This window comes from Comamonas faecalis, assembly GCF_039538025.1.
GTDB lineage: Bacteria > Pseudomonadota > Gammaproteobacteria > Burkholderiales > Burkholderiaceae_C > Comamonas_C > Comamonas_C faecalis.
In genome coordinates, this window is record NZ_BAABBP010000012.1 from 34,814 (window position 1) to 55,918 (window position 21,105).

General features: G+C 69.5%; 22 protein-coding genes. 15 read left to right on the forward strand and 7 right to left on the reverse strand.

The genetic code is table 11. The features are described from left to right. The first annotated feature begins 62 nt into the window (after positions 1–62). The 7 genes from ABD767_RS08460 to ABD767_RS08490 all read left to right on the forward strand — a co-directional run bounded on the left by ABD767_RS08460 (position 63) and on the right by ABD767_RS08490 (position 9,512). Positions 63–806 carry a TetR family transcriptional regulator gene (locus ABD767_RS08460; RefSeq protein WP_103043859.1) on the forward strand — a complete coding sequence of 248 codons (744 nt, stop codon included), beginning with the start codon at positions 63–65 and terminating at the stop codon, positions 804–806. Further along, positions 803–1,840 carry an ABC transporter substrate-binding protein gene (locus tag ABD767_RS08465; RefSeq protein ID WP_103043858.1) on the forward strand — a complete coding sequence of 346 codons (1,038 nt, stop codon included), beginning with the start codon at positions 803–805 and terminating at the stop codon, positions 1,838–1,840. Before ABD767_RS08460 ends, ABD767_RS08465 begins: the two co-directional genes overlap by 4 nt. Positions 1,841–1,873: 33 nt before the next feature. After that, a complete protein-coding gene (locus tag ABD767_RS08470; protein ID WP_103043857.1) occupies positions 1,874–2,662 on the forward strand; it encodes an ATP-binding cassette domain-containing protein in 789 nt (262 codons plus the stop codon). After that, positions 2,659–3,468, forward strand: coding sequence for an ABC transporter permease subunit (locus ABD767_RS08475; protein WP_103043856.1), 810 nt, complete (start codon positions 2,659–2,661; stop codon positions 3,466–3,468). The genes ABD767_RS08470 and ABD767_RS08475 overlap by 4 nt, the downstream gene beginning before the upstream one ends. Positions 3,469–3,491: 23 nt before the next feature. Continuing rightward, positions 3,492–5,402 carry an alkyl sulfatase dimerization domain-containing protein gene (locus ABD767_RS08480; RefSeq protein WP_103043855.1) on the forward strand — a complete coding sequence of 637 codons (1,911 nt, stop codon included), beginning with the start codon at positions 3,492–3,494 and terminating at the stop codon, positions 5,400–5,402. Between the two features lie 10 nt (positions 5,403–5,412). Next, a complete protein-coding gene (locus ABD767_RS08485; RefSeq protein WP_103043892.1) occupies positions 5,413–7,035 on the forward strand; it encodes a GMC family oxidoreductase N-terminal domain-containing protein in 1,623 nt (540 codons plus the stop codon). 197 nt (positions 7,036–7,232) lie between these two features. Beyond that, complete coding sequence (locus tag ABD767_RS08490) at positions 7,233–9,512, forward strand: sulfatase-like hydrolase/transferase (protein WP_103043854.1); 2,280 nt, start codon at positions 7,233–7,235, stop codon at positions 9,510–9,512. Between the two features lie 33 nt (positions 9,513–9,545). Here ABD767_RS08490 and ABD767_RS08495 read toward each other — a convergent pair whose 3' ends face one another. Further along, the gene (locus ABD767_RS08495; RefSeq protein ID WP_103043853.1) at positions 9,546–10,799 is read right to left on the reverse strand and encodes a YihY family inner membrane protein; all 1,254 of its coding nucleotides are present in this window, start codon (positions 10,797–10,799) and stop codon (positions 9,546–9,548) included. Between the two features lie 37 nt (positions 10,800–10,836). Here ABD767_RS08495 and ABD767_RS08500 point away from each other — a divergent pair, with 37 nt between their 5' ends. The 8 genes from ABD767_RS08500 to ABD767_RS08535 all read left to right on the forward strand — a co-directional run bounded on the left by ABD767_RS08500 (position 10,837) and on the right by ABD767_RS08535 (position 15,409). Continuing rightward, positions 10,837–11,259 carry a DUF2069 domain-containing protein gene (locus ABD767_RS08500; RefSeq protein ID WP_103043852.1) on the forward strand — a complete coding sequence of 141 codons (423 nt, stop codon included), beginning with the start codon at positions 10,837–10,839 and terminating at the stop codon, positions 11,257–11,259. A gap of 10 nt (positions 11,260–11,269) precedes the next feature. Continuing rightward, positions 11,270–12,694 carry an FAD-linked oxidase C-terminal domain-containing protein gene (locus tag ABD767_RS08505; RefSeq protein WP_103043851.1) on the forward strand — a complete coding sequence of 475 codons (1,425 nt, stop codon included), beginning with the start codon at positions 11,270–11,272 and terminating at the stop codon, positions 12,692–12,694. A gap of 101 nt (positions 12,695–12,795) precedes the next feature. After that, the gene (locus ABD767_RS08510; protein WP_103043891.1) at positions 12,796–13,068 is read left to right on the forward strand and encodes a type II toxin-antitoxin system CcdA family antitoxin; all 273 of its coding nucleotides are present in this window, start codon (positions 12,796–12,798) and stop codon (positions 13,066–13,068) included. 5 nt (positions 13,069–13,073) lie between these two features. Continuing rightward, complete coding sequence (locus tag ABD767_RS08515; RefSeq protein ID WP_344869232.1) at positions 13,074–13,388, forward strand: CcdB family protein; 315 nt, start codon at positions 13,074–13,076, stop codon at positions 13,386–13,388. Positions 13,389–13,391: 3 nt separating this feature from the next. Then, on the forward strand, positions 13,392–14,201 hold the full coding sequence (locus tag ABD767_RS08520; protein WP_103043849.1) for a thymidylate synthase: 810 nt from the start codon (positions 13,392–13,394) through the stop codon (positions 14,199–14,201). A gap of 13 nt (positions 14,202–14,214) precedes the next feature. Then, a complete protein-coding gene (locus tag ABD767_RS08525; RefSeq protein ID WP_103043848.1) occupies positions 14,215–14,679 on the forward strand; it encodes a hypothetical protein in 465 nt (154 codons plus the stop codon). A 2-nt stretch (positions 14,680–14,681) separates the two neighbouring features. After that, a complete protein-coding gene (locus tag ABD767_RS08530; protein WP_103043847.1) occupies positions 14,682–15,179 on the forward strand; it encodes a dihydrofolate reductase in 498 nt (165 codons plus the stop codon). Positions 15,180–15,184: 5 nt separating this feature from the next. Further along, positions 15,185–15,409 (forward strand): hypothetical protein, encoded by a 225-nt coding sequence (locus ABD767_RS08535; RefSeq protein WP_146031434.1) that lies wholly within the window; start codon positions 15,185–15,187, stop codon positions 15,407–15,409. A gap of 181 nt (positions 15,410–15,590) precedes the next feature. Here the strand turns inward: ABD767_RS08535 and lipA are convergent, their stop codons facing one another. The 6 genes from lipA to hflC all read right to left on the reverse strand — a co-directional run bounded on the left by lipA (position 15,591) and on the right by hflC (position 21,098). After that, complete coding sequence (gene lipA / locus ABD767_RS08540) at positions 15,591–16,646, reverse strand: lipoyl synthase (protein WP_103043845.1); 1,056 nt, start codon at positions 16,644–16,646, stop codon at positions 15,591–15,593. 148 nt (positions 16,647–16,794) lie between these two features. Continuing rightward, positions 16,795–17,319 carry a phosphoribosyltransferase family protein gene (locus ABD767_RS08545; protein ID WP_103043844.1) on the reverse strand — a complete coding sequence of 175 codons (525 nt, stop codon included), beginning with the start codon at positions 17,317–17,319 and terminating at the stop codon, positions 16,795–16,797. A gap of 41 nt (positions 17,320–17,360) precedes the next feature. Next, positions 17,361–18,737 (reverse strand): adenylosuccinate synthase, encoded by a 1,377-nt coding sequence (locus ABD767_RS08550; RefSeq protein ID WP_103043843.1) that lies wholly within the window; start codon positions 18,735–18,737, stop codon positions 17,361–17,363. A 25-nt stretch (positions 18,738–18,762) separates the two neighbouring features. Further along, complete coding sequence (locus ABD767_RS08555; protein WP_103043842.1) at positions 18,763–19,911, reverse strand: ATP phosphoribosyltransferase regulatory subunit; 1,149 nt, start codon at positions 19,909–19,911, stop codon at positions 18,763–18,765. 71 nt (positions 19,912–19,982) lie between these two features. After that, on the reverse strand, positions 19,983–20,177 hold the full coding sequence (locus tag ABD767_RS08560) for a DUF2065 family protein (RefSeq protein ID WP_103043841.1): 195 nt from the start codon (positions 20,175–20,177) through the stop codon (positions 19,983–19,985). Positions 20,178–20,201: 24 nt separating this feature from the next. Continuing rightward, a complete protein-coding gene (gene hflC / locus ABD767_RS08565) occupies positions 20,202–21,098 on the reverse strand; it encodes a protease modulator HflC (RefSeq protein ID WP_103043840.1) in 897 nt (298 codons plus the stop codon). Positions 21,099–21,105 lie beyond the last annotated feature (7 nt).

A 21,105-nucleotide genomic window follows, 5' to 3' on the forward strand; every position in this document is an offset into this window, starting at 1 on the left:
GCTGGCGTTTTAAATTTATGAACATGAATTCATATTCATACTTTTGAAACAACTTCACGACCATGACTGCGCCCCGCTTCCCATCGTCCGCTCCGCGAGTGCGCGCACCGCAGCAGCGGCGCGGCCACGAACGCGAAAAAGCGCTGATCCACGCCGGCCTTCGCCTGACCGAGACGCGCGACTGGGACGACGTCAAGGTCAGCGACATCGCCGCGGAAATCGGCTGCTCCACCGGCACCTTCTACACCCGCTTTCACAACAAGGACGCGTACTTCGACGTGCTGCTCGACCTGCTGGTGCAGGCCATGGTGCGCCGCACCGAGGCCTTCCACGCCGACCCGCAGCGCGAGCACGAGAGCGCCGCCGCGTTCGTCGGCCACTGGGTGCACATGGGCGTGCAGTCGTTTCGCCAGCACCGCGGCCTGTACGCCACCGCCATGCTCAAGCTGCGCCGGCTGGAGCCTGCGGCGCGCGCCGCCTCGCCGCTGGTGCGCCTGCGCGAGGCCAGCCGCGCCCGGCTGCTGCAAACCATGGCGCGCCACGCTGGCTGGAGCACGCCGTCCGCGCAGCAGCGCCTGGTGTTCGCGCACCAGATGATGCAGGGCGTGCTGATCAACGCCGTGCTCACCGACCCCGGGCCGCTGCACCTGGACGACGCGGCCTTCGAGACCGAACTGTCGGCCATGGTCCACGCCTACCTGGGCCTGGCGCCGGCGCCCACCCCTCCCGCCACCCCCGCTGCCACGCCGCCCACACGGGCGCGCCGGCGCCCCTCCCCACCCCCCGCACAGGAGACGACACCATGACGACACCATCCCCCCTGGCCCGGCTCCTGCCGGCCCTGGCCCTGGCGGCGGGCGCGGCCCTCCTGCCCGCGCCCGCCCTGGCCGCCGACGCGCCGCCCGTGGTGCGCTTCCAGGACTACCCCGGCCACGGCAACCTGCTCATCCGCGTCGCGCGCAGCAAGGGCTGGTGCCAGGCGGCGGGCATCACCTGCGAGCTCAAACCCATCCCGCAGGCGCCGCTCGGTGTGCAGGCGCTGATCGGCAACTCGATCGACGTCGCGCAGACGCCCATCGAGGTGCTGGCCTCGGCCGTGCTGCGCGGCGCCAAGCTGCGCGCGGTGGCCGGTTCGGCAGTCACCAACATCTTCCAGATCGACGCCGCCGCCGGCCTCGCGCTGGCGCACGAGGGCGAGGGCTATCCGGCGCTGATGCAGGACTTCAAGGGCAAGAAGATCGGCGTCGTCGCGCGCGGCTCGGCCAGCGAATCCTTCTTCGCCTGGCTGATGCAGCAGGCCGGCCACCAGGCCGACGACGTGACCTACGTCGCCGTCGGCGCGCCCAACACCGCGTTTGCCGCGCTGCGCCAGGGCCAGGTAGACGCGATCTCCAGCTTCGAGCCCGCCGGCACGATGTGCGAGGTCAGCCGCGCCTGCCGCGTGGTCTACCGCGGCGCCACGGCCGAAAAACCGGCGCTGCTGCGCTCGATGTACGGCGCCGGCGTCGCCCTGGTGATGCGTGCCCAGCAAATCGCCGAGCAGCCGCAGATTGCAAAGGCGGTGGTGAAGATTTCGCAGCAGGCGGCCGACTTCGTCAACGACCGCGCCAATGAGGCCGAGGTGCTGAAGATCTCCGCCCAGTACTTCCCCTACGACATGCCGCAGGGCGACGCCATCGCCAAGCGCGCGCTGGAGCTGGGCATCGACAGCAACGCCTACAAGGCCATGGTGCGCCGCAGCGCGGTGCAGTCCACGCTCACCTATCTGCAGCAGACCAAGCAGTTGCCGGGCGCGCCCAAGGTGGAAGACCTGGTCTGGGACGGCGCGCCGCAAGAGTGAATCCATCCCTTTCACCCCTCAGGGAGACGCGCCATGGCAGCCATCTCGATCCGTGACCTGTGCGTCGATTTCGGCGGCGCGGTGCTGGCGGTGGACCACGTCAGCCTGGAGATTCCCTCCGGGCAGTTCGTCGCCATCGTCGGCCCCAGCGGCTGCGGCAAGACGACGATCCTGAACCACCTGACCGGGCTGCTGCCGGTGCAGCAGGGGCAGATCGCCATCGGCGGCGAGGCGCCGCGCGCCGGCAGCCCGCGCGTGACCTACACCATGGCGCGCGACTGCCTGTTCCCCTGGCGCACCGCGCTGCAGAACGTCTGCTTCGGCATGGAGCTGCGCGGCGTGCCACTGGCCGAACGCGAGGCGCTGGCGCGCCGCGAGTTGGAGCGCGTGGGCCTGGGCCGCTTTGCCGACGCCTACCCCAAGGCGCTGTCGCACGGCATGCGCCAGCGCTGCGCCCTGGCGCGGGGCTTTTGCCTGGAATCGGAGGTGCTGCTGATGGACGAGCCCTTCGGCGCGCTCGACGCGCAGACCAAGATCCAGCTCGAAGACCTGTTGCTGCAGCTGTGGGGCGAGACCAGGCGCACCGTCGTCTTCATCACCCACGACCTGGCCGAGGCGGTGGCACTGGCCGACCGCGTGGTGGTGATGAGCGCGCGCCCCGGGCGCATCGTCGCCGACATGGCCATCGACCTGCCGCGCCCGCGCCACGTGCGCGAGCTGCAGCGCGACCCGGCCTTCCTGCAGCTGTACTCGCAGGTATGGGAGCAGTTGGAGCGCGGCATCCGCCTGTCGGAAACGCAGGCCGAAGGAGCGATGGCATGAGCGCAACGCCCCTGAACGCCGCGCTGCCGGCATCGACCACGCGCGCCGCTGGCACCGGACGTGGCGCCAGCGCGCTGCGCCACCTGCTGTTCCTCATCGCCTTCTTCGGCCTGTGGGAATGGGGCAGTCGCGCCGGCTGGCTCGACCGCACGCTGTTCGGCCAGCCCAGCGAGATCGCGCTGTACCTGTGGCGCGGCTTCTTCGTGCGCGGCGACCTGTGGCTGGAGCTGGGCTACACGCTGGCGGGCACCTTCATCTCGTTCCTGCTCGGCAGCGCCGCGGCCATCGTGCTGGGGCTGGCGTTCACGCAGTGGCCGCCGCTGGAGCGCGCACTCGATCCGTATCTGACCGTCATCAACGCCATGCCGCGCTTTGCGCTGGCGCCGCTGTTTTTGCTGTGGTTCGGCCTGGGCCTGCCGTCCAAGATCGCCATGGGCACCAGCCTGAGCTTCTTCATCGTGCTGGCCAACACGGTGGCCGGCATTCGCGGCGTGCCGCAGGACTTCCTCACGCTCAGCCGCTCGCTGGGCGCGACGCCGCTGCAGCTGTTCTGGAAGGTCACGCTGCCGTCTGCGGTGCCGGTGATCTTCTCGGGCCTGCGCCTGGGGCTGATCTTCTCGATGCTGGGCGTGGTCGGCGCCGAGATCATCGCCGCCGAGCACGGCCTGGGCCAGACGCTGGCCTATCTGCAATCGAACTTCAACATGGACGGCGTGATGGCGCTGCTGTTCCTGCTGGCCGCGCTCGGCATGGTCGTGGTCAAGGGCATGGCGCGGCTGGAGCGCTGGCTGCTGCGCTGGCAATGAGCGCGACGACAAGGATGCATGCAATGAACCTCCCCACCCACTGCGCCCACCCCGCCACCGTCGATTTCCAGCGCCTGGTGGCCGGCCAGCAGCCGCCCCCGGACGACGAGGACGCGGCCGACGCCCGGCGCGGCTTTCTCGGCAGCATTCCGGACGCGGCCATCCTGCGCCCCGACGGCGCCCCGGTCTGGAACCTGGCGGCCTACGGCTTCCTGGCCGAGGAACAGGCGCCCGACACGGTCAACCCGCTGTTGTGGCGCCAGGCGCGGCTGAACCGCGAGCACGGGCTGTTCCAGGTCACCAAGCGCATCTTCCAGGTGCGCGGCTTCGACCTGGCCAACATCACCTTCATCGAGACCGACAGCGGCGTGCTCGCGTTCGACGCGCTCACCGTACCCGAGACCGCCGCCGCCGCGCTGGCGCTCTACCGCGCGCACCGGGGCGAGCGGCCGCTGCTGGCGGTGATCTACAGCCACAGCCACGTCGATCACTTCGGCGGCGCGCCGGGCCTGGTGCGCCAGGCGGACGTGGACGCCGGGCGCGTGCAGATCATCGCGCCGGCGGGCTTTCTGCACGCCGCGGTGGCCGAGAACGTGATGGCCGGCCCGGCGATGGCGCGGCGCGCGCAGTTCCAGTTCGGCCACACGCTGCCCGTCGGGCCGGCGGGGCAGGTCGATTCCGGCCTGGGCAAGAACATGCCGCGCGGGCGCCCGGGGCTGATCGCGCCGACGCGCGAGATCGCCCAGCCGCACGAGGTGATCGAAATCGACGGCCTGGTGCTGGAGTTTCAACTGGCGCCCGAGACCGAAGCGCCGGCCGAGATGCATCTGTTCATCCCGAGCGAGGGCGCGCTCAACCTGGCCGAGAACGCCACGCACACGCTGCACAACCTGTGCCCGCTGCGCGGCGCCAAGGTGCGCGACGCGCTGGCCTGGTCCAAATACCTGAACGAGGCGCTGCACCGCTACGGCCCGCGCACCGAGGTCATCCTGGGCCAGCACCATTGGCCCACCTGGGGCCGCGAGCGGGCCGTGCGCTTCCTGGCCGAGCAGCGCGACCTGTACCGCTACCTGCACGACCAGACGGTGCGGCTGATGAACCACGGCCTCAAGCCCGCCGAGATCGCCGAGCGCCTGCAGCTGCCGCCGGGCCTGGCCGGCCGCTGGCACGCGCGCGGCTTCTACGGCACCGTCTCGCACAACGTCAAGGCCATCTACCAGCACTACCTGAGCTGGTACGACGCGCACCCGGCCAACCTGAACCGGCTGCCGCCGGTTCATGCGGCGCGCAAGTACGTCGCCTACATGGGCGGCGCCGGCGCGCTGCTGGCGCGGGCGCGCGAGGACTTCGAGCGCGGCGAATTCCGCTGGGTGGCGGAAGTCATGGCGCACCTGGTCTACGCCGAGCCGCAGAACGAGGCGGCCCGCGCGCTGGCGGCGGCGGCGCTGGAGCAGATGGGCTTCCAGGCCGAATCGGCCACCTGGCGCAACGCCTACCTGCTGGGCGCGCACGAATACCGCAACGGACCGCCCAAGCCCCAGCCCGGCGCGGGTGCGGCGATGCTGGGGGCGCTGCCCAACGGCCTGCTGTTCGACCTGCTGGCGATGCGCGTGGTCGCGCCGCGCGCCGAGGGGCTGGCCTTCGACATCGCCTGGCATTTCAGCGACAGCGGCGAGCACTGGCTGACCAGCCTGTCCCACGGCGCGCTCAGCAGCATCGCGCTGGACGCGCCGCCCGCCGCCGACGCCAGCGTGCGCACCGACCGCGCCACGCTCGACGCGCTGCTGTCGCAGCAGCTCGCGCCCGCCGACGCGCTGGCCGGCAGCCGCCTGCAGGTCGGCGGCCAGCTGCCGCTGCTGGCGCGCTTCCTGGGGCTGCTGGATCGGTTCAGCGGCGCCTTCCCCGTGGTCAATGCCGCCCACGCAGAGCAATGAGGAACGCGCGATGGATGACGCACTCACCTTCGACTACGTGATCGTCGGCGGCGGCTCGGCCGGCTGCGTGCTGGCGCACCGGCTCAGCAGCGACCCGGGCGTGCGCGTGGCTCTCGTCGAAGCCGGCCCGGCCAGCGGCGGGCGCTGGGTCAGCATCCCGGCGGGACTGATCGGCACCGTGCCCACGCACAGGCTCAACTGGGCCTTCGACACCGTGCCGCAGGCAGGGCTGAACGGGCGCAGGGGCTACCAGCCGCGCGGCAAGGTGATGGGAGGCAGTTCGGCCATCAACGCCATGTGCTACATCCGCGGCCACGCCAGCGACTACGACGACTGGGCGGCGGGCGGCTGCACCGGCTGGGGCTGGAGCGAGGTGCTGCCCTACTTCAAGCGCGCCGAAGGCTGCCTCGTGCCCGACGCGGACGCAAGCGTGCACGGCTTCGACGGGCCGCTCAAGGTGAGCGAACTGCGCTCGCCCAGCGGCTTCAACCGGCTGATGCTCGACGCCGCCGCCGAATGCGGCCACGCGCGCAACGGCGACTTCAACGGCGCACAGCAGGACGGCGTGGGCCTGTACCACGTGACGCAGGAGCGCGGCGTGCGCTCGGACGCGGCACATGCCTACCTCGACCCGGTGCGCGGCCGCGCCAACCTGGCGCTGATGGCGAACGCGCACGCCGCACGCATCACCTTCGACGGCCAGCGCGCCAGCGGCGTCGAAATCATCGAGGGCGCCAGCAAGCGGCACCTGGCGGCGCACCGCGAGGTCATCGTGAGCGCCGGCGCCTTCGGCAGCCCGCAGCTGCTGCAACTGTCGGGCATCGGCCCGGGCGCCGAGCTGCAGCGCCTGGGTATCGCCTGCGTGGCCGACCGCGCGCAGGTGGGCGCCAACCTGCAGGACCATCCTGACGCCATCCTCTCGCGCCGCTTGAACGACACCCGGCTCTTCGGCCTGAGCCTCGCCGGGCTGCGCACGCTCTGGAGCGCCTGGGGGCAATACAAGCGAGATCAATCCGGCATGCTCTCGACCAACTACGCCGAAAGCGGCGGGTTCTTCCGCACGCAGCCGGATCTGGAGCGGCCCGACGCGCAGTGGCACTTCGTGATGGGCATGGTCGACAGCCACGGCCGCAAGCGCCACCTGGGCCACGGCTTCAGCCTGCACGCCTGCATCCTGCGGCCCAAGTCGCGCGGCAGCGTGAAGCTGGCAAGCACGGATCCGCTGGCCGCGCCGCTGATCGACCCGGCCTTCCTGACGCACCCGGACGACGTGGCGGCCCTCACCCGCGCGGCCCGCAAGACGGCCGAGCTGCTGCGCACCAAGGCGCTCGGCCTGTATGCGCAGACACCGCTGCAGCCCGAGCCCGACTGGCAGGGCCGTGACGAGGCAATCGAAGCCTTCCTGCGCGCGCACGTGGACACCATCTACCACCCGGTCGGCACCTGCCGCATGGGCGCCGACGCCGACTCGGTCGTCGATGCCGCGCTGCGCGTGCGCGGCGTCCAGGCGCTGCGCGTGGTGGACGCGAGCGTGATGCCCAGCCTGATCGGCGGCAACACCAACGCGCCCACGATCATGATCGCCGAGCGCGCGGCCGATCTGATCCTGGGGCGCAGCAGTGCCCCCGCTTGACTCCTTCCCCCTCTGGGGGAAGGCCGGGATGGGGGCCGGCCGGCCATGGGCAAGGGAGGCGAAGCCACAAGACACTGCTGGCCCCACCCTAGCCCTCCCCCAGAGGAGGAGGGAGAAATTCAAGCCAAATCACCATTTAGCGCTTACCCAGCAAGCGTCAGCAGCCATCAAAACAGCCACCCCATCGGGAGACTTCCATGACCCAGCCCCGCATCGGCAAGACCATCCACGATTCCACGCCGCACTGGCCCGCCGCGCCCCGGCGCCCGGCGGGCGCGCCCAACATCCTGCTGGTGCTGTTCGACGACGTGGGCTTCTCCGACTTCGGCTGCTACGGCTCCAGCATCCGCACGCCCGCCATCGACGCCATCGCCGCGCGCGGCCTGCGCTACAGCGGCTTTCACACCACGGCCATGTGCTCGACCACGCGCGCCGCGCTGCTGACCGGGCGCAACCACCACGCGGTCGGCGTCGGGTGCCTCGCCAACTTCGACAGCGGCTTTCCCGGCTACCGCGGCAAGATCAGTCCGGACGCGGGCACGCTCGCCGAGATGCTGCGCCCGCACGGCTGGCGCAACTACATGGTGGGCAAGTGGCACGTCACGCCGCTCACGCAAAGCGGCCCGGCCGGGCCGTTCGACGGCTGGCCGCTGGGCCGGGGGTTCGACCGCTTCTACGGCTTCCTCGACGCCGAGACCGACCAGTTCGCCCCCGAGCTGGTGCGCGACAACACCCACGTCGACCCGCCCGGCAGCTTCGAGAGCGGCTACCACCTGACCAGCGACCTGGTCGACCAATCGATGCGCATGCTGGCCGAGCACCAGGCCGATGCGCCCGATGCGCCCTGGCTGCTGTGGCTCGCGCTGGGCGCCTGCCACGCGCCGCACCAGGCGCCGCAGGAGCTGATCCGCGGCTACGACGCGCAGTTCGCCCACGGCTGGGACGTGGAGCGCGAACAGCGCCTGGCGCGCCAGAAGGCGCTGGGCCTGGTGCCGCCCGACACCGAATTGCCGCCGAGGAACGACGGCGTGCCCGCCTGGGACAGCCTGGGCGAGGCCGAGCGGCGCGTCTTCACCCGGCTGCAAAGCGCCTACGCCGGCATGCTGACGCACGCCGATGAGCAACTGGCGCGGCTGATGCAGTTTCTGGACGCCAGCGGCATGGCGGACGACACGCTGGTGCTGGTGCTGTCGGACAACGGCGCCAGCCAGGAAGGCGGCGTGGCCGGCTTCGTCAACGCCATGGGCCCGTACAACCTGCGCCGCGAGGAGATGGCCGAGAAGCTCGCGCGCATCGACGAAATCGGCGGCCCAGGCACGCACGCCAACTTTCCGCACGGCTGGGCCATGGCGTCCAACACCCCCCTCAAGCGCTACAAGCAGAACACGCACGGCGGCGGCATCCGCGACCCGCTGGTCATGGCCTGGCCCCGGGGCATCGCCGCGCGCGGCGAGCTGCGCCACGGCTTCTGGCACGCGCGCGACCTGCTGCCCACGCTGCTGGACGTCTGCGGCGTCACGCCGCCCGAGACGATCCACGGCATCGCCCAGCAGCCCGTCACCGGCGAGAGCCTGCGCGCCACGCTGGCCGACCCCGCGCCGCGCAGCCGCCAGGGCGCGCAGATTTTCGAGATGTTCGGCCACCGCGGTCTCTGGCACGGCGGCTGGAAGGCCGTCGCCTGGCACGCGCCCGGCACGCCGTTCGACGCAGACCGCTGGGAGCTGTACCACCTGGACCAGGACTTCGCCGAAAACCACGACCTGGCCGCCGCCGAGCCCGAGCGCCTGGCGCGCCTGCAGGCGCTGTGGTGGCAGGAGGCCGAGGCGCACCAGGTGCTGCCGCTGGATGACCGCTTCGGCGCGCGCTTTGCCGAGAACGCGCAGCGCGCGCAGGGGGCGCGCACGCGCTTCGTCTTCCACCACGGCATGGGCCATCTGCCCAGCGACGTGGCGCCCGACCTGCGCGCCCGCGCCTACCGGATCGAAGCGCAGGTGCTGATTCCCGAAGGCGGCGCCGAGGGCGTGCTCGTCGCCCACGGCGACGCCACCAGCGGCTACAGCCTGTACCTGCAGGACGGCCACCTGGTGCACGACCTGAACGTCGGCGGCGTGCACCAGGTGCTGCGCTCGGACCGCCCGGTCGCCCCCGGCCGCCGGCGCCTGGCGGTGCAGATGGAACTGGGCCCGCTGCAGCGCGTGCCGCTGCCCGGCCACGGCCAGGCCATCGTCCCGGCCAGCCGCCATGCGCGCCTGTGGATCGACGACGCCTGCGTCGCCGAAGGGCCATGCCGCTTCGGCTTCGCCACGCTGATCTCCTGGTCGGGTCTGGACATCGGCCGCGACCGCGCCAGTCCGGTGTCGCACTACGCAGCGCCGTTCGTCTTCACCGGGCGGCTTCTGTGCGTGACGGTGGATCTGCAGCCGCAGCAGCCGCTGGACGGCCACGGCATCGGTCAGGCGGAGATGGCGCGGCAGTAGCCGGCTTGCTCGAAAGCGATGTCGAGCAGCGCCTCACTCCGGCCGTTGCAGCACGTCGGCCAGCTTGAGCACCTCCATGCCCGTATGGGCCCAGAAGCGCTCCAGCACATCGCCGCGATCGATCAGCAGGCGGCGCACCAGCGGCTCCATATGCGTCGTCGCCGGGTCGGCCAGCAGCACATAGCGTGCGGGCTCGGACGCCGCGGCACCGCCGGCCTGCTCGTTGACCTGCGCCACCCAGTCCAGTGTGGTCAGCGCGTCCAGCACCGGCACCAGCTGCAGGTCGTCCACCAGCAGCGCATGCGCCATCTGCGCCGCGGTCAGGCCGTGGCGCTCGCCGCCGCGCGCCGCGTGCAACAGTTGCAGCAGCTCGACCGCCAGCAGGAAGACGCCGCCGTGCGCCGGCCTTTTGCGTGCCACGCCGGCCAGCAGGCTGGGCAGGTAGGCGGCAACCACCGCGCCCAGCAGCACGACGATCCAGGCGATGTAAATCCACAGCAGCAGGATGGGCAGCGTGGCAAAGGTGCCGTAGATCACCGAATACGTGGGCACCGACGCCAGGTACATGCCCAGGCCCTTCTTGGCCAGCGCCAGGCACAGCGCGACGAACACTCCGCCCGCCAGCGCGTGGCGCCACTGCACCTGGGTGTTGGGCACGTAGCGGTACAGCGCCCCCACGCCGCAGGCCATGACGAGAAATTCGATGGTGCCGAACAGCAGGCGCACGCCGCCGGGCAGCGTGCCGCGCAGGCTGTGCGATGCGGCCGACGCAGCCGACATGGTCAGCGCCAGGCCGCCAGCCAGCACCAGCGGGCCCAGCGTGATCGCCGCCCAGTAGATCAGCACGCGCTGGCCCAGCGGGCGCAGGCGCGGTACGCGCCAGATGGTGTTGAGCGTGCGATCCATCGTCAGGATGAGCGACAGCGCGGTGACGATCAGGAACGAAAAGCTGGCCGCCCCCAACCCGCTGGCCTTGGCGGCGAACTGCGTCAGATAGCCCTGCACCTGCTGCCCGATGCTCTCGGGAATCAGGCTTTGCATCAGCCACTTCTGCAGCACCTCCTGCATCTCGGCAAAGATGGGGAACGCGGTGAACAGCGCCAGTGCCACCGTGACGAAGGGCACGAGCGCGAGCAAGGTGGTGAAGGTGAGGCTGGATGCGGTCTGCCCCAGGCGGTCTTCGCGGTAGCGCTCCAGCAGCACGCGCGCCGTGTTGCGCCAGGGAAAATTCAGCAGATCGTGGGGCAGCGCATGCAAACGCTGCGTCAGGGTCTGGGGGAAAGGCATGGCCGATATGATCGCAGATTCGCCACCGCACGCTCCCATGACTTCCCACACCGCCGATCTTCGCGCTGCCGACGCAACCATTGCCCCCGCCATTGAAGCCACCCGCTGGCTGGCCGCCGCCAGCGTGCTGGCGCTGGCGCTGCTGTGCCTGGCCTGGGAGCTGTGGCTGGCGCCGCTGCGCCCGGGCGGCTCATGGCTGGTGCTCAAGGCGCTGCCGCTGGCGCTGCCGCTGGCGGGGCTCCTGAAGCGGCGCATGTACACCTACCGCTGGCTCAGCCTGGTGCTGTGGCTGTATTTCACCGAGGGCGTGGTGCGTGCCTGGAGCGACCCGGCGCCCAGCCGCTGGCTGGCACTGCTCGAAGTGGCGTTGACCCTGATTCTGTTTCTCGCCTGCATCCTGCACATCCGGCTGCGCCAGCGCGCGGCCAGGGCACGGGCGCAAGCCGCTCCTGCCGCCTGAGATTGCCGCCATGACCTCTGCACTTCTTGAACACCTGCGCGCCGCCGTCGGCGCCGACCATGTCCTGACCGACGGCGATCTTGCCGCCTACACGCGCGACTGGCGCGGGCGCCGCACCGGCCGCGCGCTGGCCGTGGTGCGCCCGGCCAGCACGCAGGAGGTGGCCGCCGTGGTGCGCGCCTGCGCCGATGCGGGCACGCCGCTGATTCCCCAGGGCGGCAACACCAGCCTGTCGGTGGGCAGCACGCCCGACGAGTCCGGCACCCAGGTGGTGCTCAGCCTCACGCGCATGAACCGCGTGCGCACCATCGACCGCGACAACCTGACCATGACCGTAGAGGCCGGCTGCATCCTGCAGACGCTGCAGGAAACCGCCGACAAGGAAGGCCTGCTGTTCCCTCTCAGCCTGGCCGCCGAAGGCAGCTGCACCATTGGCGGCAACCTGGGCACCAATGCCGGCGGCACGCAGGTGGTGCGCTACGGCAACACGCGCGAGCTGTGCCTGGGGCTGGAAGTCGTCACGCCGCAGGGCGAGGTCTGGGACGGCCTCAGCGGCCTGAGGAAAGACAACACCGGCTACGACCTGCGCCATCTGTTCATCGGCAGCGAAGGCACGCTGGGCGTGATCACCGCGGCGACGATGAAGCTCTTTCCCCAGCCCGCCGCCCAGCTCACCGCCTGGGCCGCCGTGCCGTCGATGAAGGCCGCCGTGCGCCTGCTGGGCCTGGCGCACCGGCACCTGGGCGCGGGGCTGACCGGCTTCGAAGCCATGGGCCAGTTCGCGCTGTCGCTGGTCGCCAGGCACATGCCGCAGCTGCGCGTGCCGTTTGCCGGCATGGAGGGCGCGCCCTACTGCGTGCTGCTGGAAAACAGCGACAGCGAGAGCGAGGCCCACGCGCGCGAGCGCTTCGAGCACCTGCTGGAGCAGGCCATCGACGACGGCTGCGTGCTCGACGCCGTGGTGGCCGAGAGTCTCGCCCAGGCGCATGAGCTGTGGCACGTGCGCGAGAGCATCCCGCTGGCGCAGGCCGAGGAAGGGCTGAACATCAAGCACGACATCTCGATTGCCGCATCGCGCATTCCTGCCTATGTGGAATACGCCGACGCGCTCTTGCAGCGCGAGATCCCCGGCGTGCGCCTGGTCAACTTCGGCCACCTGGGCGACGGCAATCTGCACTACAACGTGCAGGCGCCCGAGGGCGGCGACGCCAAGGCCTTTCTGCGCGAGCAGGAAGCGCGCGTCAACCAGCTGGTCTACGACGCGGTAGCGAAGTTTGGCGGCTCGTTCTCGGCCGAGCATGGCGTGGGCCAGCTCAAGACCGGGGAACTGACGCACTACAAATCGCCGGTGGCGCTGTCGATGATGCGCGCGATCAAGCAGGCGCTCGACCCGCAGGGCCTCATGAACCCGGGGTGCATTCTGGCGGTGGAGTGACAAGCGGCCCGGCCGGTCGCCAAGGCTGGCCCAGCGTACGGCACGGCTTCACCGCCCGAGCGAATGCGCATAAGATATGCGCATTCGCCATGGAGGGTTTTATGCTCCAGTTCGACAACGCCCCCAAGAAAGCCACCAACCTCAGCTTGAACAGCAAGGTGCTGGAGATGGCGCGCGAGCTGGGGCTCAATATCTCGCAGACCGTGGACGAGTTGCTGGCCGAGGAGGTCAGGCGGCGCTACCGGGAGCAATGGAACGAGCGCAACAAGGACGCCATCGCCGCCTACAACGCACGCATTGCGCAATATGGCCTGCCGCTGGCCCGCTACCGCAGCTTCGGCAAGCAACTGGGAGACGGCAAGGCGGGCGAGTGAATCGCATGGCCCGCTTCGACGTCTATACCAATCCCGACTCCGAGGAACAGTCGCGCATCCCGTACTTCCTGGACGTGCAGAGCGACTTCGTGCAGGGGCTGCATACGCGCATCGTGGTGCCGCTGTACGCCGAAGGCCAGGTCAGCCAACGTGCACAAGATCTTCATCCCACCCTGGAGGTGGGCGGCCAGCGCGTGGTAATGGAAACCGCCGCCCTGGGCGCCGTTCCCGACAGCTTTCTGCGCCGCAAAGTCGGCAACCTGGCATCGCAGCAGCTGGACATTCAAAATGCCATGGATCTCCTGTTCGGAAGCTATTGACCGATGACTCACCCCATCCGCCACCAATACGAAGACCTGATGCGCCACGTCTACGAGCACGGCGTGGCCAAGGGCGACCGCACCGGCACCGGCACGCGCAGCGTGTTCGGCCACCAGATGCGCTTTGACCTGTCGGAGGGCTTTCCGCTCGTCACGACCAAGAAGGTGCACCTCAAGAGCATCATCCTGGAGCTGCTGTGGTTTCTGCGCGGAGACGGCAACGCCCGCTGGCTGCAGGAGCGCGGCGTAACCATCTGGGACGAATGGGCCAGGGCAGACGGCGACCTCGGCCCGGTCTACGGCGTGCAGTGGCGCAGCTGGCCCAAGGCAGACGGTACGCACATCGACCAGATCGCCCAGGTGGTCGACCAGCTCAAGACCAACCCCGACAGCCGCCGCATCATCGTCTCCGCCTGGAACGTCGCCGAGCTCGACCAGATGGCGCTGATGCCCTGCCACGCCTTCTTCCAGTTCTACGTGGCGGGCGGCAAGCTGAGCTGCCAGCTCTACCAACGCAGCGCCGACATCTTCCTCGGCGTGCCGTTCAACATCGCGTCCTACGCGCTGCTGACCCACATGCTGGCGCAGCAGTGCGACCTGGCCGTGGGCGACTTCATCTGGACCGGCGGCGACTGCCATATCTACAGCAACCACTTCGAGCAGGTGCGCACGCAGCTGGCGCGTCAGCCCTACTCCTACCCCACCCTGCACATCAAACGCCGCCCGGCGTCGATCTTCGATTACGAATACGAGGACTTCGAGGTGATTGGCTACGAACACCACCCGGCCATCAAGGCGCCGGTAGCCGTCTGACACAGGCTCCGCCATGGACGAGCGCAGCGCCCCACCGTATTTCCAGCGCGAGCACGAACGCCTGGAAGAACAGCTGCACGCCCACCTGCTCAACGTGATCGGCGGCGACTTCGTCCAGGCGCTCGCGCAGCTGCAGGCGTGGCGCCAGGCGCTGGCGCAGCACATTGCCGTCGAAGAGCAGCAACTGCTGCCCCACCTGCCCGAAGGCGCCCGCTGGGCCGCGCGCGTCTACCTGCTGGAGCACGAGCGCATCGACCTGCTGGCCGAGGAACACACGGCCCGCCTGCAGGCCGTGGCCGCCAGCCCGCCGACCGACGCACTGCAGCAGCGGCGCACCGCTCTGGCGCTGATCGACGGCGCCCATGCGCTGCGCCATGTAATCGAACACCACCATGAGCGCGAGCACAACGCGCTGGCGATGGAACTTCCCGAGGCGCTGCAGGCCCAGGTTTGGGCCCGCGTCGGCACACAGGAATGACGATGGAAATTGCACTGATCTACGCCCGCGCCACCAATGGCGTGATCGGCCAGCACGGCACCATGCCCTGGCACCTGCCGCAGGACCTGGCGCATTTCAAGCAGCTCACCCACGGCGCGCCGGTGCTGATGGGGCGCAAGACCTGGGACTCGCTGCCGCCGCGCTTTCGGCCACTGCCCGGGCGGTTGAACCTGGTGATCACACGCCAGCCCGACTGGCATGCCGACGGCGCGCAGCGCGCAGCCAGCCTGGCGCAGGCGTTGGAGCTGGCACGGCAATCGGGCACTGCCACCGCCTGGGTGATTGGCGGCGGACAGGTCTTTGCCGACGCGCTGCCGCTGGCGCAGCGCGCCGAAGTGACCGAGATTGCCCAGGCCTTCGATGGCGACACCTTTGCCCCCGAGCTGGGCGCCGGATGGCGCGAGGCGCAGCGCAGCCACCAGGTGGACGCCAGCGGCCTGCAGTTCGATTTCGTGCGCTATCTGCGCCAGGAAGGTTGATTGCAATGCGAATGTTCGACGACACCCAGAACCGGCGCTGGCAGGCGGCGCTGCTGGAGGCCTCCTACGGCCAGGTGCTGCTGATCTTCAGCCCGGAACACGGCAGCGGCTTTCGCCAGCACCTGATGCAGGCCGAATACCTGGCGCAGGCACAGGAGCAGCTGGACGCGGCCGACGACGCCGCACTTGCCGCCTGGCTGGCCGAGGCCGATCCGTGGGAGCCGGCCTGATCCGGGGGCAGGTCGACAAGTGCTGCGCCAGTGCTGATCGCGGTGAGGACACCGCTCCTACCGGACGCTGACCGGGGCCTGCTGTGGTGAGAGCAGCGCCCTCGCCGCGATGGATGTTCCGATGGCCCGCAAGCAGGCTCCATGACAGCCTACACACGCGCCATACAGGCGCCGATAGGTATCAGCAACGCATGCTGGACGCAGCCGACTCGCGGATGCCGTCGAGCACGGCGTGCGTATCCAGGCCGACGTTGTTGTGCTCCAGCACGCGCTCGGCGCGGTAGCTCGAACGCACGAACGGGCCTGCCACGGCTTCGAGAAAGCCCATAGACAACGCGAGGTCGCGGTAGCGCTTGAATTCGTCAGGCGTGACGTAGCGCTGCACCGGCAGGTGGTTCTTGGTCGGGCGCATGTACTGGCCCATGGTCACCACATCGACGTTGGCCGCGCGCACGTCGGCCAGCGCCTGCTCTATCTCGGCATCGGTCTCGCCCAGGCCCAGCATCATGCTGGTCTTGGTCACGGTGGTCGGTGCGTGGCGCTTGGCAAATGCCAGCACGTCCAGCGTCACCCGGTAGCCGGCGCGCACGTCGCGCACCGGGTGCGTCAGGCGCTCGACGGTCTCCAGGTTCTGCGCGTAGGTGGCAAGGCCAGCATCGAGCACCTGGGCCACCAGGTCTTCGCGGCCCTGGAAGTCGGGGGTCAGCGCCTCCACCGCCGTGTCAGGCGTGCGCGCGTGGATGGCGCGGATGCAGGCGGCGTAGTGGCCCGCGCCCAGGTCGGCCAGGTCGTCGCGGTCCACCGAGGTCAGCACCACGTAGCGCAGATTCATCAGCGCCACCGCGTCGGCCACCTTGGCCGGCTCGTCGTGGTCCAGCCAACCGTTGGGGTTGCCGGTGCTGACCGAACAGAACTTGCACGCGCGCGTACACACCGAGCCCATCAGCATCAGCGTGGCCGTGCCGCGGCCCCAGCATTCGGCGATGTTGGGGCACTTGGATTCGGCGCACACCGTGGCCAGCTGGTGGCTGCGCACGATCTCCATCACCTCGTGGTACTTGGCGCCGGTGGGCAACTTCATGCGCAGCCACTCGGGCTTGCGCTGGGCGTCGGGCACTTGGGCAATGGCGTTGACCTTGATGCCGTCCTTGATCGCCGTCGTGCCCTGGGGGCTGACGAACTTGGTGCCCGGGGCGGTGCGGGTAATGGTGTGCGTGGGAGAGGTGGAAGCGCTCATGGTGTCTCACTGGCCGGCAAGGCGGCTGCGCCGGCCCAAGGCGCGATGGTACCCGGGGGGCAATGCCCTTGCGCCGCAAGACCCCACCCGCGTCGCGCGAAGGTGGGCCGGCCGCAGCGGGGTGCGCGCTCAGGCGTTCATGCGTCGCTCAGACGCGCCACTTGTCCAGCAGCTTCGCCGGCGTCAGGTCGTCATAGCCTTCGAACGGCTGGTGGATCCAGGGGTTGGTCGGCAGGAAATCGACCGAGTAGTCGGCCTGGAAGGTCGACAGCCCTTTGGTCCAGATCACCGCGCTGCGCAGTTCGCTGATCGGCGGGTAGTTGGTCTTGAGCATGTCCACGACCGAGTGCAGCGTGTGGCCCGAGTCGGCCAGGTCGTCGACCAGCAGCACGCGCCCGGCGATCTCGCCCTTGGGCGTGGTGATGAAGCGGGCGATGTCCAGATGGCCCTGCAGCTTGCCGCCCTCGGCGCGGTAGGAGCTGGTGGACATGATGGCCAGCGGCTTGTCGAAGATGCGGCTGAGGATGTCGCCCGGGCGCAGTCCTCCGCGCGCCAGGCACAGGATGGTGTCGAAGTCCCAGCCCGACTGGTGCACCTTCAGTGCCAGTTTCTCGATCAGGCTGTGGTACTCGTCGTAGCTGACATACAGGTGCTTGCCGTCTTCGGTGAGCATGGTTCGTGGCTCCTGGGCTTTGGGAGAGAAAAGCGCGGCGCTCAGGCGCCCTGGTAGGGGTTGTGCAGCAAGATGGTGTGGTCGCGGTCCGGACTGGTCGAGACCATGGCGATCGGCACGCCGGTCACCTCCTGGATGCGATCGAGATAGCGGCGCGCGTTGGCCGGCAGCCGCGCGTAGTCGGTTACGCCGACGGTGGAGTCGCTCCAGCCGGGAATGGTCTCGTAGACGGGCCGGCAGCGCTCGATGTCGTCGGCGCCCATCGGCAGGATGTCGATGCGCTCGCCGTCCAGCTCGTAGCCCACGCACAGCTTGAGCTCGTCCAGGCCGTCGAGCACGTCCAGTTTGGTGATGCACAGGCCCGACAGGCCGTTGATCTGCGCGGAGCGCTTGAGCAGCGCCGCATCGAACCAGCCGCAGCGGCGCGCACGACCGGTGGTCACGCCCTTCTCGGCGCCCACGGTGCTCATGTGGTAGCCGGGCGTGCCGGGCTTTTCCCAGTCCAGCTCGGTCGGGAACGGGCCGCTGCCCACGCGCGTGCAGTACGCCTTGGTGATGCCCAGGATGTAGTGCAGCATGCCCGGGCCCACGCCCGCTCCGGCGGCGGCGTTGCCCGCCACGCAGTTGCTCGACGTGACATAAGGGTAGGTGCCGTGGTCCACGTCCAGCAGCGTGCCCTGCGCGCCCTCGAACAGCAGGTTGCCGCCGGCGGCAAAGGCGTCGTTGAGCTCGCGCGAGACGTCGGCCATCATCGGCTTCAGGGCGTCGGCCTGGCGCATGGCCTCGTCGTAGACGGCGCCAAACTGCACCTCGCCGTCCGCCATATAAGGTTTGAGCGCCTCCGGAAAGTCCAGCTCGCGGCTGCCCAGCACATGCACCAGCACGTGGTTGTGCAGCGCCAGCAGGTCGCACAGCTTGGCGGCAAAGCGCTCGGGGTGCTTCAAGTCCTGCACGCGCAACGCGCGGCGGGCAATCTTGTCCTCGTAGGCAGGGCCGATGCCCTTGCCGGTCGTGCCGATTTTTTGCTGGCCGCCGCGTTCGCGCGCAGCCTCGCGCGCGATGTCCAGCGCCTGGTGAAAGGCCAGGATCAGCGGACAGGCCTCGGAGACACGCAAACGGTCGCGCACCTGCACGCCGGCCCGCTCCAGCCCTTCTATCTCTTCGAACAGCTTGCCCACCGCCACCACGACGCCGTTGCCGATGTAGCACTTGACGCCTGGACGCATGATGCCGCTGGGAATCAGATGCAGCGCCGTCTTGGCGCCGTTGATCACCAGGGTATGGCCCGCGTTGTGGCCGCCCTGAAAGCGCACCACGGCCTGCGCGCTCTCGGTCAGCCAGTCCACCAGCTTGCCCTTGCCCTCGTCACCCCACTGGGTGCCGACCACGACGACGTTGCGTCCTTTGACTGTGTTCATGTTCAACCCGACTTTTCTGAAGAAATCAAAGCGCGCGCACAACCCAGCGGCCCTGCACGTTGACCAGTTCGCGGTCACAAGAGAATTCGTCCACTTCGCTGCCGCTGCCCGGCAACGTGCACACCACCGTCTGGCCCTGCTGGCGCAGCGCGGCAATCTCGGCGTTGAGCAGCGCGTCGTCGCCCCAGGGCGCGCGAATGGCCGCCTGCAGCGGGCGCGAGCGCGCCACGGCCACCAGTTGTTTGACGTCCAGGCTGAAGCCCACCGCCGGACGGTTGCGCCCGAACACCGCGCCCACCTCGTCGTAGCGCCCGCCACGCACCAGCGCGTCGCTGGCGCCGGGCACGTACATGCCAAAACGCAGTCCGCTGTAGTAGGCGTAGCCGCGCAGGTCGGCCAGATCGAAGCTCACGCGCACCTGCGCCAGGCGCGCGGCAATGCTGCGCAGGTCGGCCAGCACGCGGGCCACGCCGGCCACCGCCCCCAGGCGTTTTTCGGCCTCGTCCAGCACCTCGGCGCCGCCGTACAGCTGCAAGAGCGCCTGCAGCCCCTCGCGCGAGGCCACCGGAAAGCTGCGCGTGAGCTGCGCCAGCTCGCTGGCGTCCTTGGCCGCCAGCGCCGCGTGCACGCGTTCGAGCACCTGCGCGTCGACCGGGACGCCAGCCAGCAGGCTGCGCACGATGCGCACGTCCGCCAGGTCGACGCTGACATCGGCCACCGGCGCGCCGCGCAGGCAGTGCAGCGCCAGTTGCAGCGCCTCGATCTCCGCCTCAAGGCCTGCGTGGCCGTAGATCTCGGCACCGAACTGCAGCGGCTCGCGCGTGGCGTGCGGACGATCGGGGCGCGTGTGCAGCACCGACCCGCAATAGCACAGACGCGTGACGCCGCGGCGGTTGAGCAGGTGGGCGTCGATGCGTGCCACCTGCTGCGTGGTGTCGCCGCGCAGGCCCAGCGTGCGCCCCGAGAGCTGGTCGACCAGCTTGAAGGTCAGCAGATCCAGCGCCTCGCCCGAGCCGGTCAGCAGCGACTCCAGGTGCTCCAGCAGCGGCGGCATGACCAGCTCGTAGCCATAGCAGCGCGCGGTGTCGAGCAGGCCGCGGCGCAGCTCTTCGATGTGCCGCGCCTCGGAGGGCAAGACATCGGCAATGTGATCCGGCAACAGCCAGGCAGACATACGTACAGGGGGGAAGAAAGAAGGGAAACAGTGATTCTACCGGCTTGGCCGCGGCGGGCGCTGCCGGCCACTCAAGCGGCCAGCACCCACAGCATCAGCAGGCCGGCCAGCACGCTGGCCAGACCGACGAAGCGGATCTGGCCGTCGCGCAGCTGCAGCAACTGCGCGAACATGCGCCGCCAACCCGCCGGCGCGGCAAAGGGCAGCAGCCCTTCGATCACCAGCACCATGGCCAGCGCACTCCACCAGCTGTCGATCGGCGGCATTGGCTTGGCGCCGGACTTCTGCGCTTACTTGCCAGGCGCCGCGGGCACGCCCGAGCGCAAGGCCTTGAAGAACTCTGTGGACGCCGGGTCGAGCACGACGACGTCGCTCTTCTTGTTGAAGCTGGCCTTGTAGGCCTCCAGGCTGCGGTAGAACTGGGCGAACTGCGGGTCGCGCCCAAAGGCCTGGGCGTACAGGCGCGCTGCCTCGCCGTCGCCCTCGCCCTTGACCTTCTGCGCCTGGCTGTAGGCATTGGCAATGGTCACTTCGCGCTGGCGGTCGGCGTCGGCGCGGATTTTCTCGCCCTCGGCCGCGCCGGTGGAGCGCAGCTCGTTGGCCACGCGCTTGCGCTCGGCCTCCATGCGGCGGTAGACCGACTCGGTGATCGCCTCGACGTAGTCCACGCGCGTGATGCGCACGTCGACCACGTCCATTCCCCAGGGCTTGCCGCTTTTCACGGCGGCCAGCACTTCCTTCTTGACGTCGGCCATCAGCGCGTCGCGCTTGGTGGCGATCAGCTCCTTGACCGTGCGGCGGTTGACCTCCTCCTGGAAGGCGTTGCGCACCACGCGGTTGAGTTGCAGCGCGCCGGCGTTCTCGTCGAGCCCGACGTTGCGGATGTACTGCGACGGGTCGGAGATGCGCCAGCGCACATACCAGTCGATGACCACGCGCTGCTTCTCGGCCGTGAGCATGGACTCGGTGTCCGAGCTGTCGAGCGTGAGCAGGCGTTTGTCGATGTAGCGCACGTTCTGGAACGGCGGCGGCAGCTTGAAGTTCAGCCCCGGCTCGGTGATCACTTCCTTGATCTGGCCCAGCGCATAGACCACGCCGTACTGGCGCTGGTCGACGACGAACACCATGGAGCTGGCCACTACCAGGAGCAGTACCAGCGTGGAGAGGAAAAATCCGATTCTGTTCACACTTCGC

What these genes read in the sequence shown, in the direction of transcription:
- ABD767_RS08460 (WP_103043859.1), top strand. Translation starts at nt 63, where the DNA reads ATGACTGCGCCCCGCTTCCCATCGTCCGCTCCGCGAGTGCGCGCACCG.
- ABD767_RS08465 (WP_103043858.1), top strand. Translation starts at nt 803, where the DNA reads ATGACGACACCATCCCCCCTGGCCCGGCTCCTGCCGGCCCTGGCCCTG.
- ABD767_RS08470 (WP_103043857.1), top strand. Translation starts at nt 1,874, where the DNA reads ATGGCAGCCATCTCGATCCGTGACCTGTGCGTCGATTTCGGCGGCGCG.
- ABD767_RS08475 (WP_103043856.1), top strand. Translation starts at nt 2,659, where the DNA reads ATGAGCGCAACGCCCCTGAACGCCGCGCTGCCGGCATCGACCACGCGC.
- ABD767_RS08480 (WP_103043855.1), top strand. Translation starts at nt 3,492, where the DNA reads ATGAACCTCCCCACCCACTGCGCCCACCCCGCCACCGTCGATTTCCAG.
- ABD767_RS08485 (WP_103043892.1), top strand. Translation starts at nt 5,413, where the DNA reads ATGGATGACGCACTCACCTTCGACTACGTGATCGTCGGCGGCGGCTCG.
- ABD767_RS08490 (WP_103043854.1), top strand. Translation starts at nt 7,233, where the DNA reads ATGACCCAGCCCCGCATCGGCAAGACCATCCACGATTCCACGCCGCAC.
- ABD767_RS08495 (WP_103043853.1), bottom strand. Translation starts at nt 10,799, where the DNA reads ATGCCTTTCCCCCAGACCCTGACGCAGCGTTTGCATGCGCTGCCCCAC.
- ABD767_RS08500 (WP_103043852.1), top strand. Translation starts at nt 10,837, where the DNA reads ATGACTTCCCACACCGCCGATCTTCGCGCTGCCGACGCAACCATTGCC.
- ABD767_RS08505 (WP_103043851.1), top strand. Translation starts at nt 11,270, where the DNA reads ATGACCTCTGCACTTCTTGAACACCTGCGCGCCGCCGTCGGCGCCGAC.
- ABD767_RS08510 (WP_103043891.1), top strand. Translation starts at nt 12,796, where the DNA reads ATGCTCCAGTTCGACAACGCCCCCAAGAAAGCCACCAACCTCAGCTTG.
- ABD767_RS08515 (WP_344869232.1), top strand. Translation starts at nt 13,074, where the DNA reads ATGGCCCGCTTCGACGTCTATACCAATCCCGACTCCGAGGAACAGTCG.
- ABD767_RS08520 (WP_103043849.1), top strand. Translation starts at nt 13,392, where the DNA reads ATGACTCACCCCATCCGCCACCAATACGAAGACCTGATGCGCCACGTC.
- ABD767_RS08525 (WP_103043848.1), top strand. Translation starts at nt 14,215, where the DNA reads ATGGACGAGCGCAGCGCCCCACCGTATTTCCAGCGCGAGCACGAACGC.
- ABD767_RS08530 (WP_103043847.1), top strand. Translation starts at nt 14,682, where the DNA reads ATGGAAATTGCACTGATCTACGCCCGCGCCACCAATGGCGTGATCGGC.
- ABD767_RS08535 (WP_146031434.1), top strand. Translation starts at nt 15,185, where the DNA reads ATGCGAATGTTCGACGACACCCAGAACCGGCGCTGGCAGGCGGCGCTG.
- lipA (WP_103043845.1), bottom strand. Translation starts at nt 16,646, where the DNA reads ATGAGCGCTTCCACCTCTCCCACGCACACCATTACCCGCACCGCCCCG.
- ABD767_RS08545 (WP_103043844.1), bottom strand. Translation starts at nt 17,319, where the DNA reads ATGCTCACCGAAGACGGCAAGCACCTGTATGTCAGCTACGACGAGTAC.
- ABD767_RS08550 (WP_103043843.1), bottom strand. Translation starts at nt 18,737, where the DNA reads ATGAACACAGTCAAAGGACGCAACGTCGTCGTGGTCGGCACCCAGTGG.
- ABD767_RS08555 (WP_103043842.1), bottom strand. Translation starts at nt 19,911, where the DNA reads ATGTCTGCCTGGCTGTTGCCGGATCACATTGCCGATGTCTTGCCCTCC.
- ABD767_RS08560 (WP_103043841.1), bottom strand. Translation starts at nt 20,177, where the DNA reads ATGCCGCCGATCGACAGCTGGTGGAGTGCGCTGGCCATGGTGCTGGTG.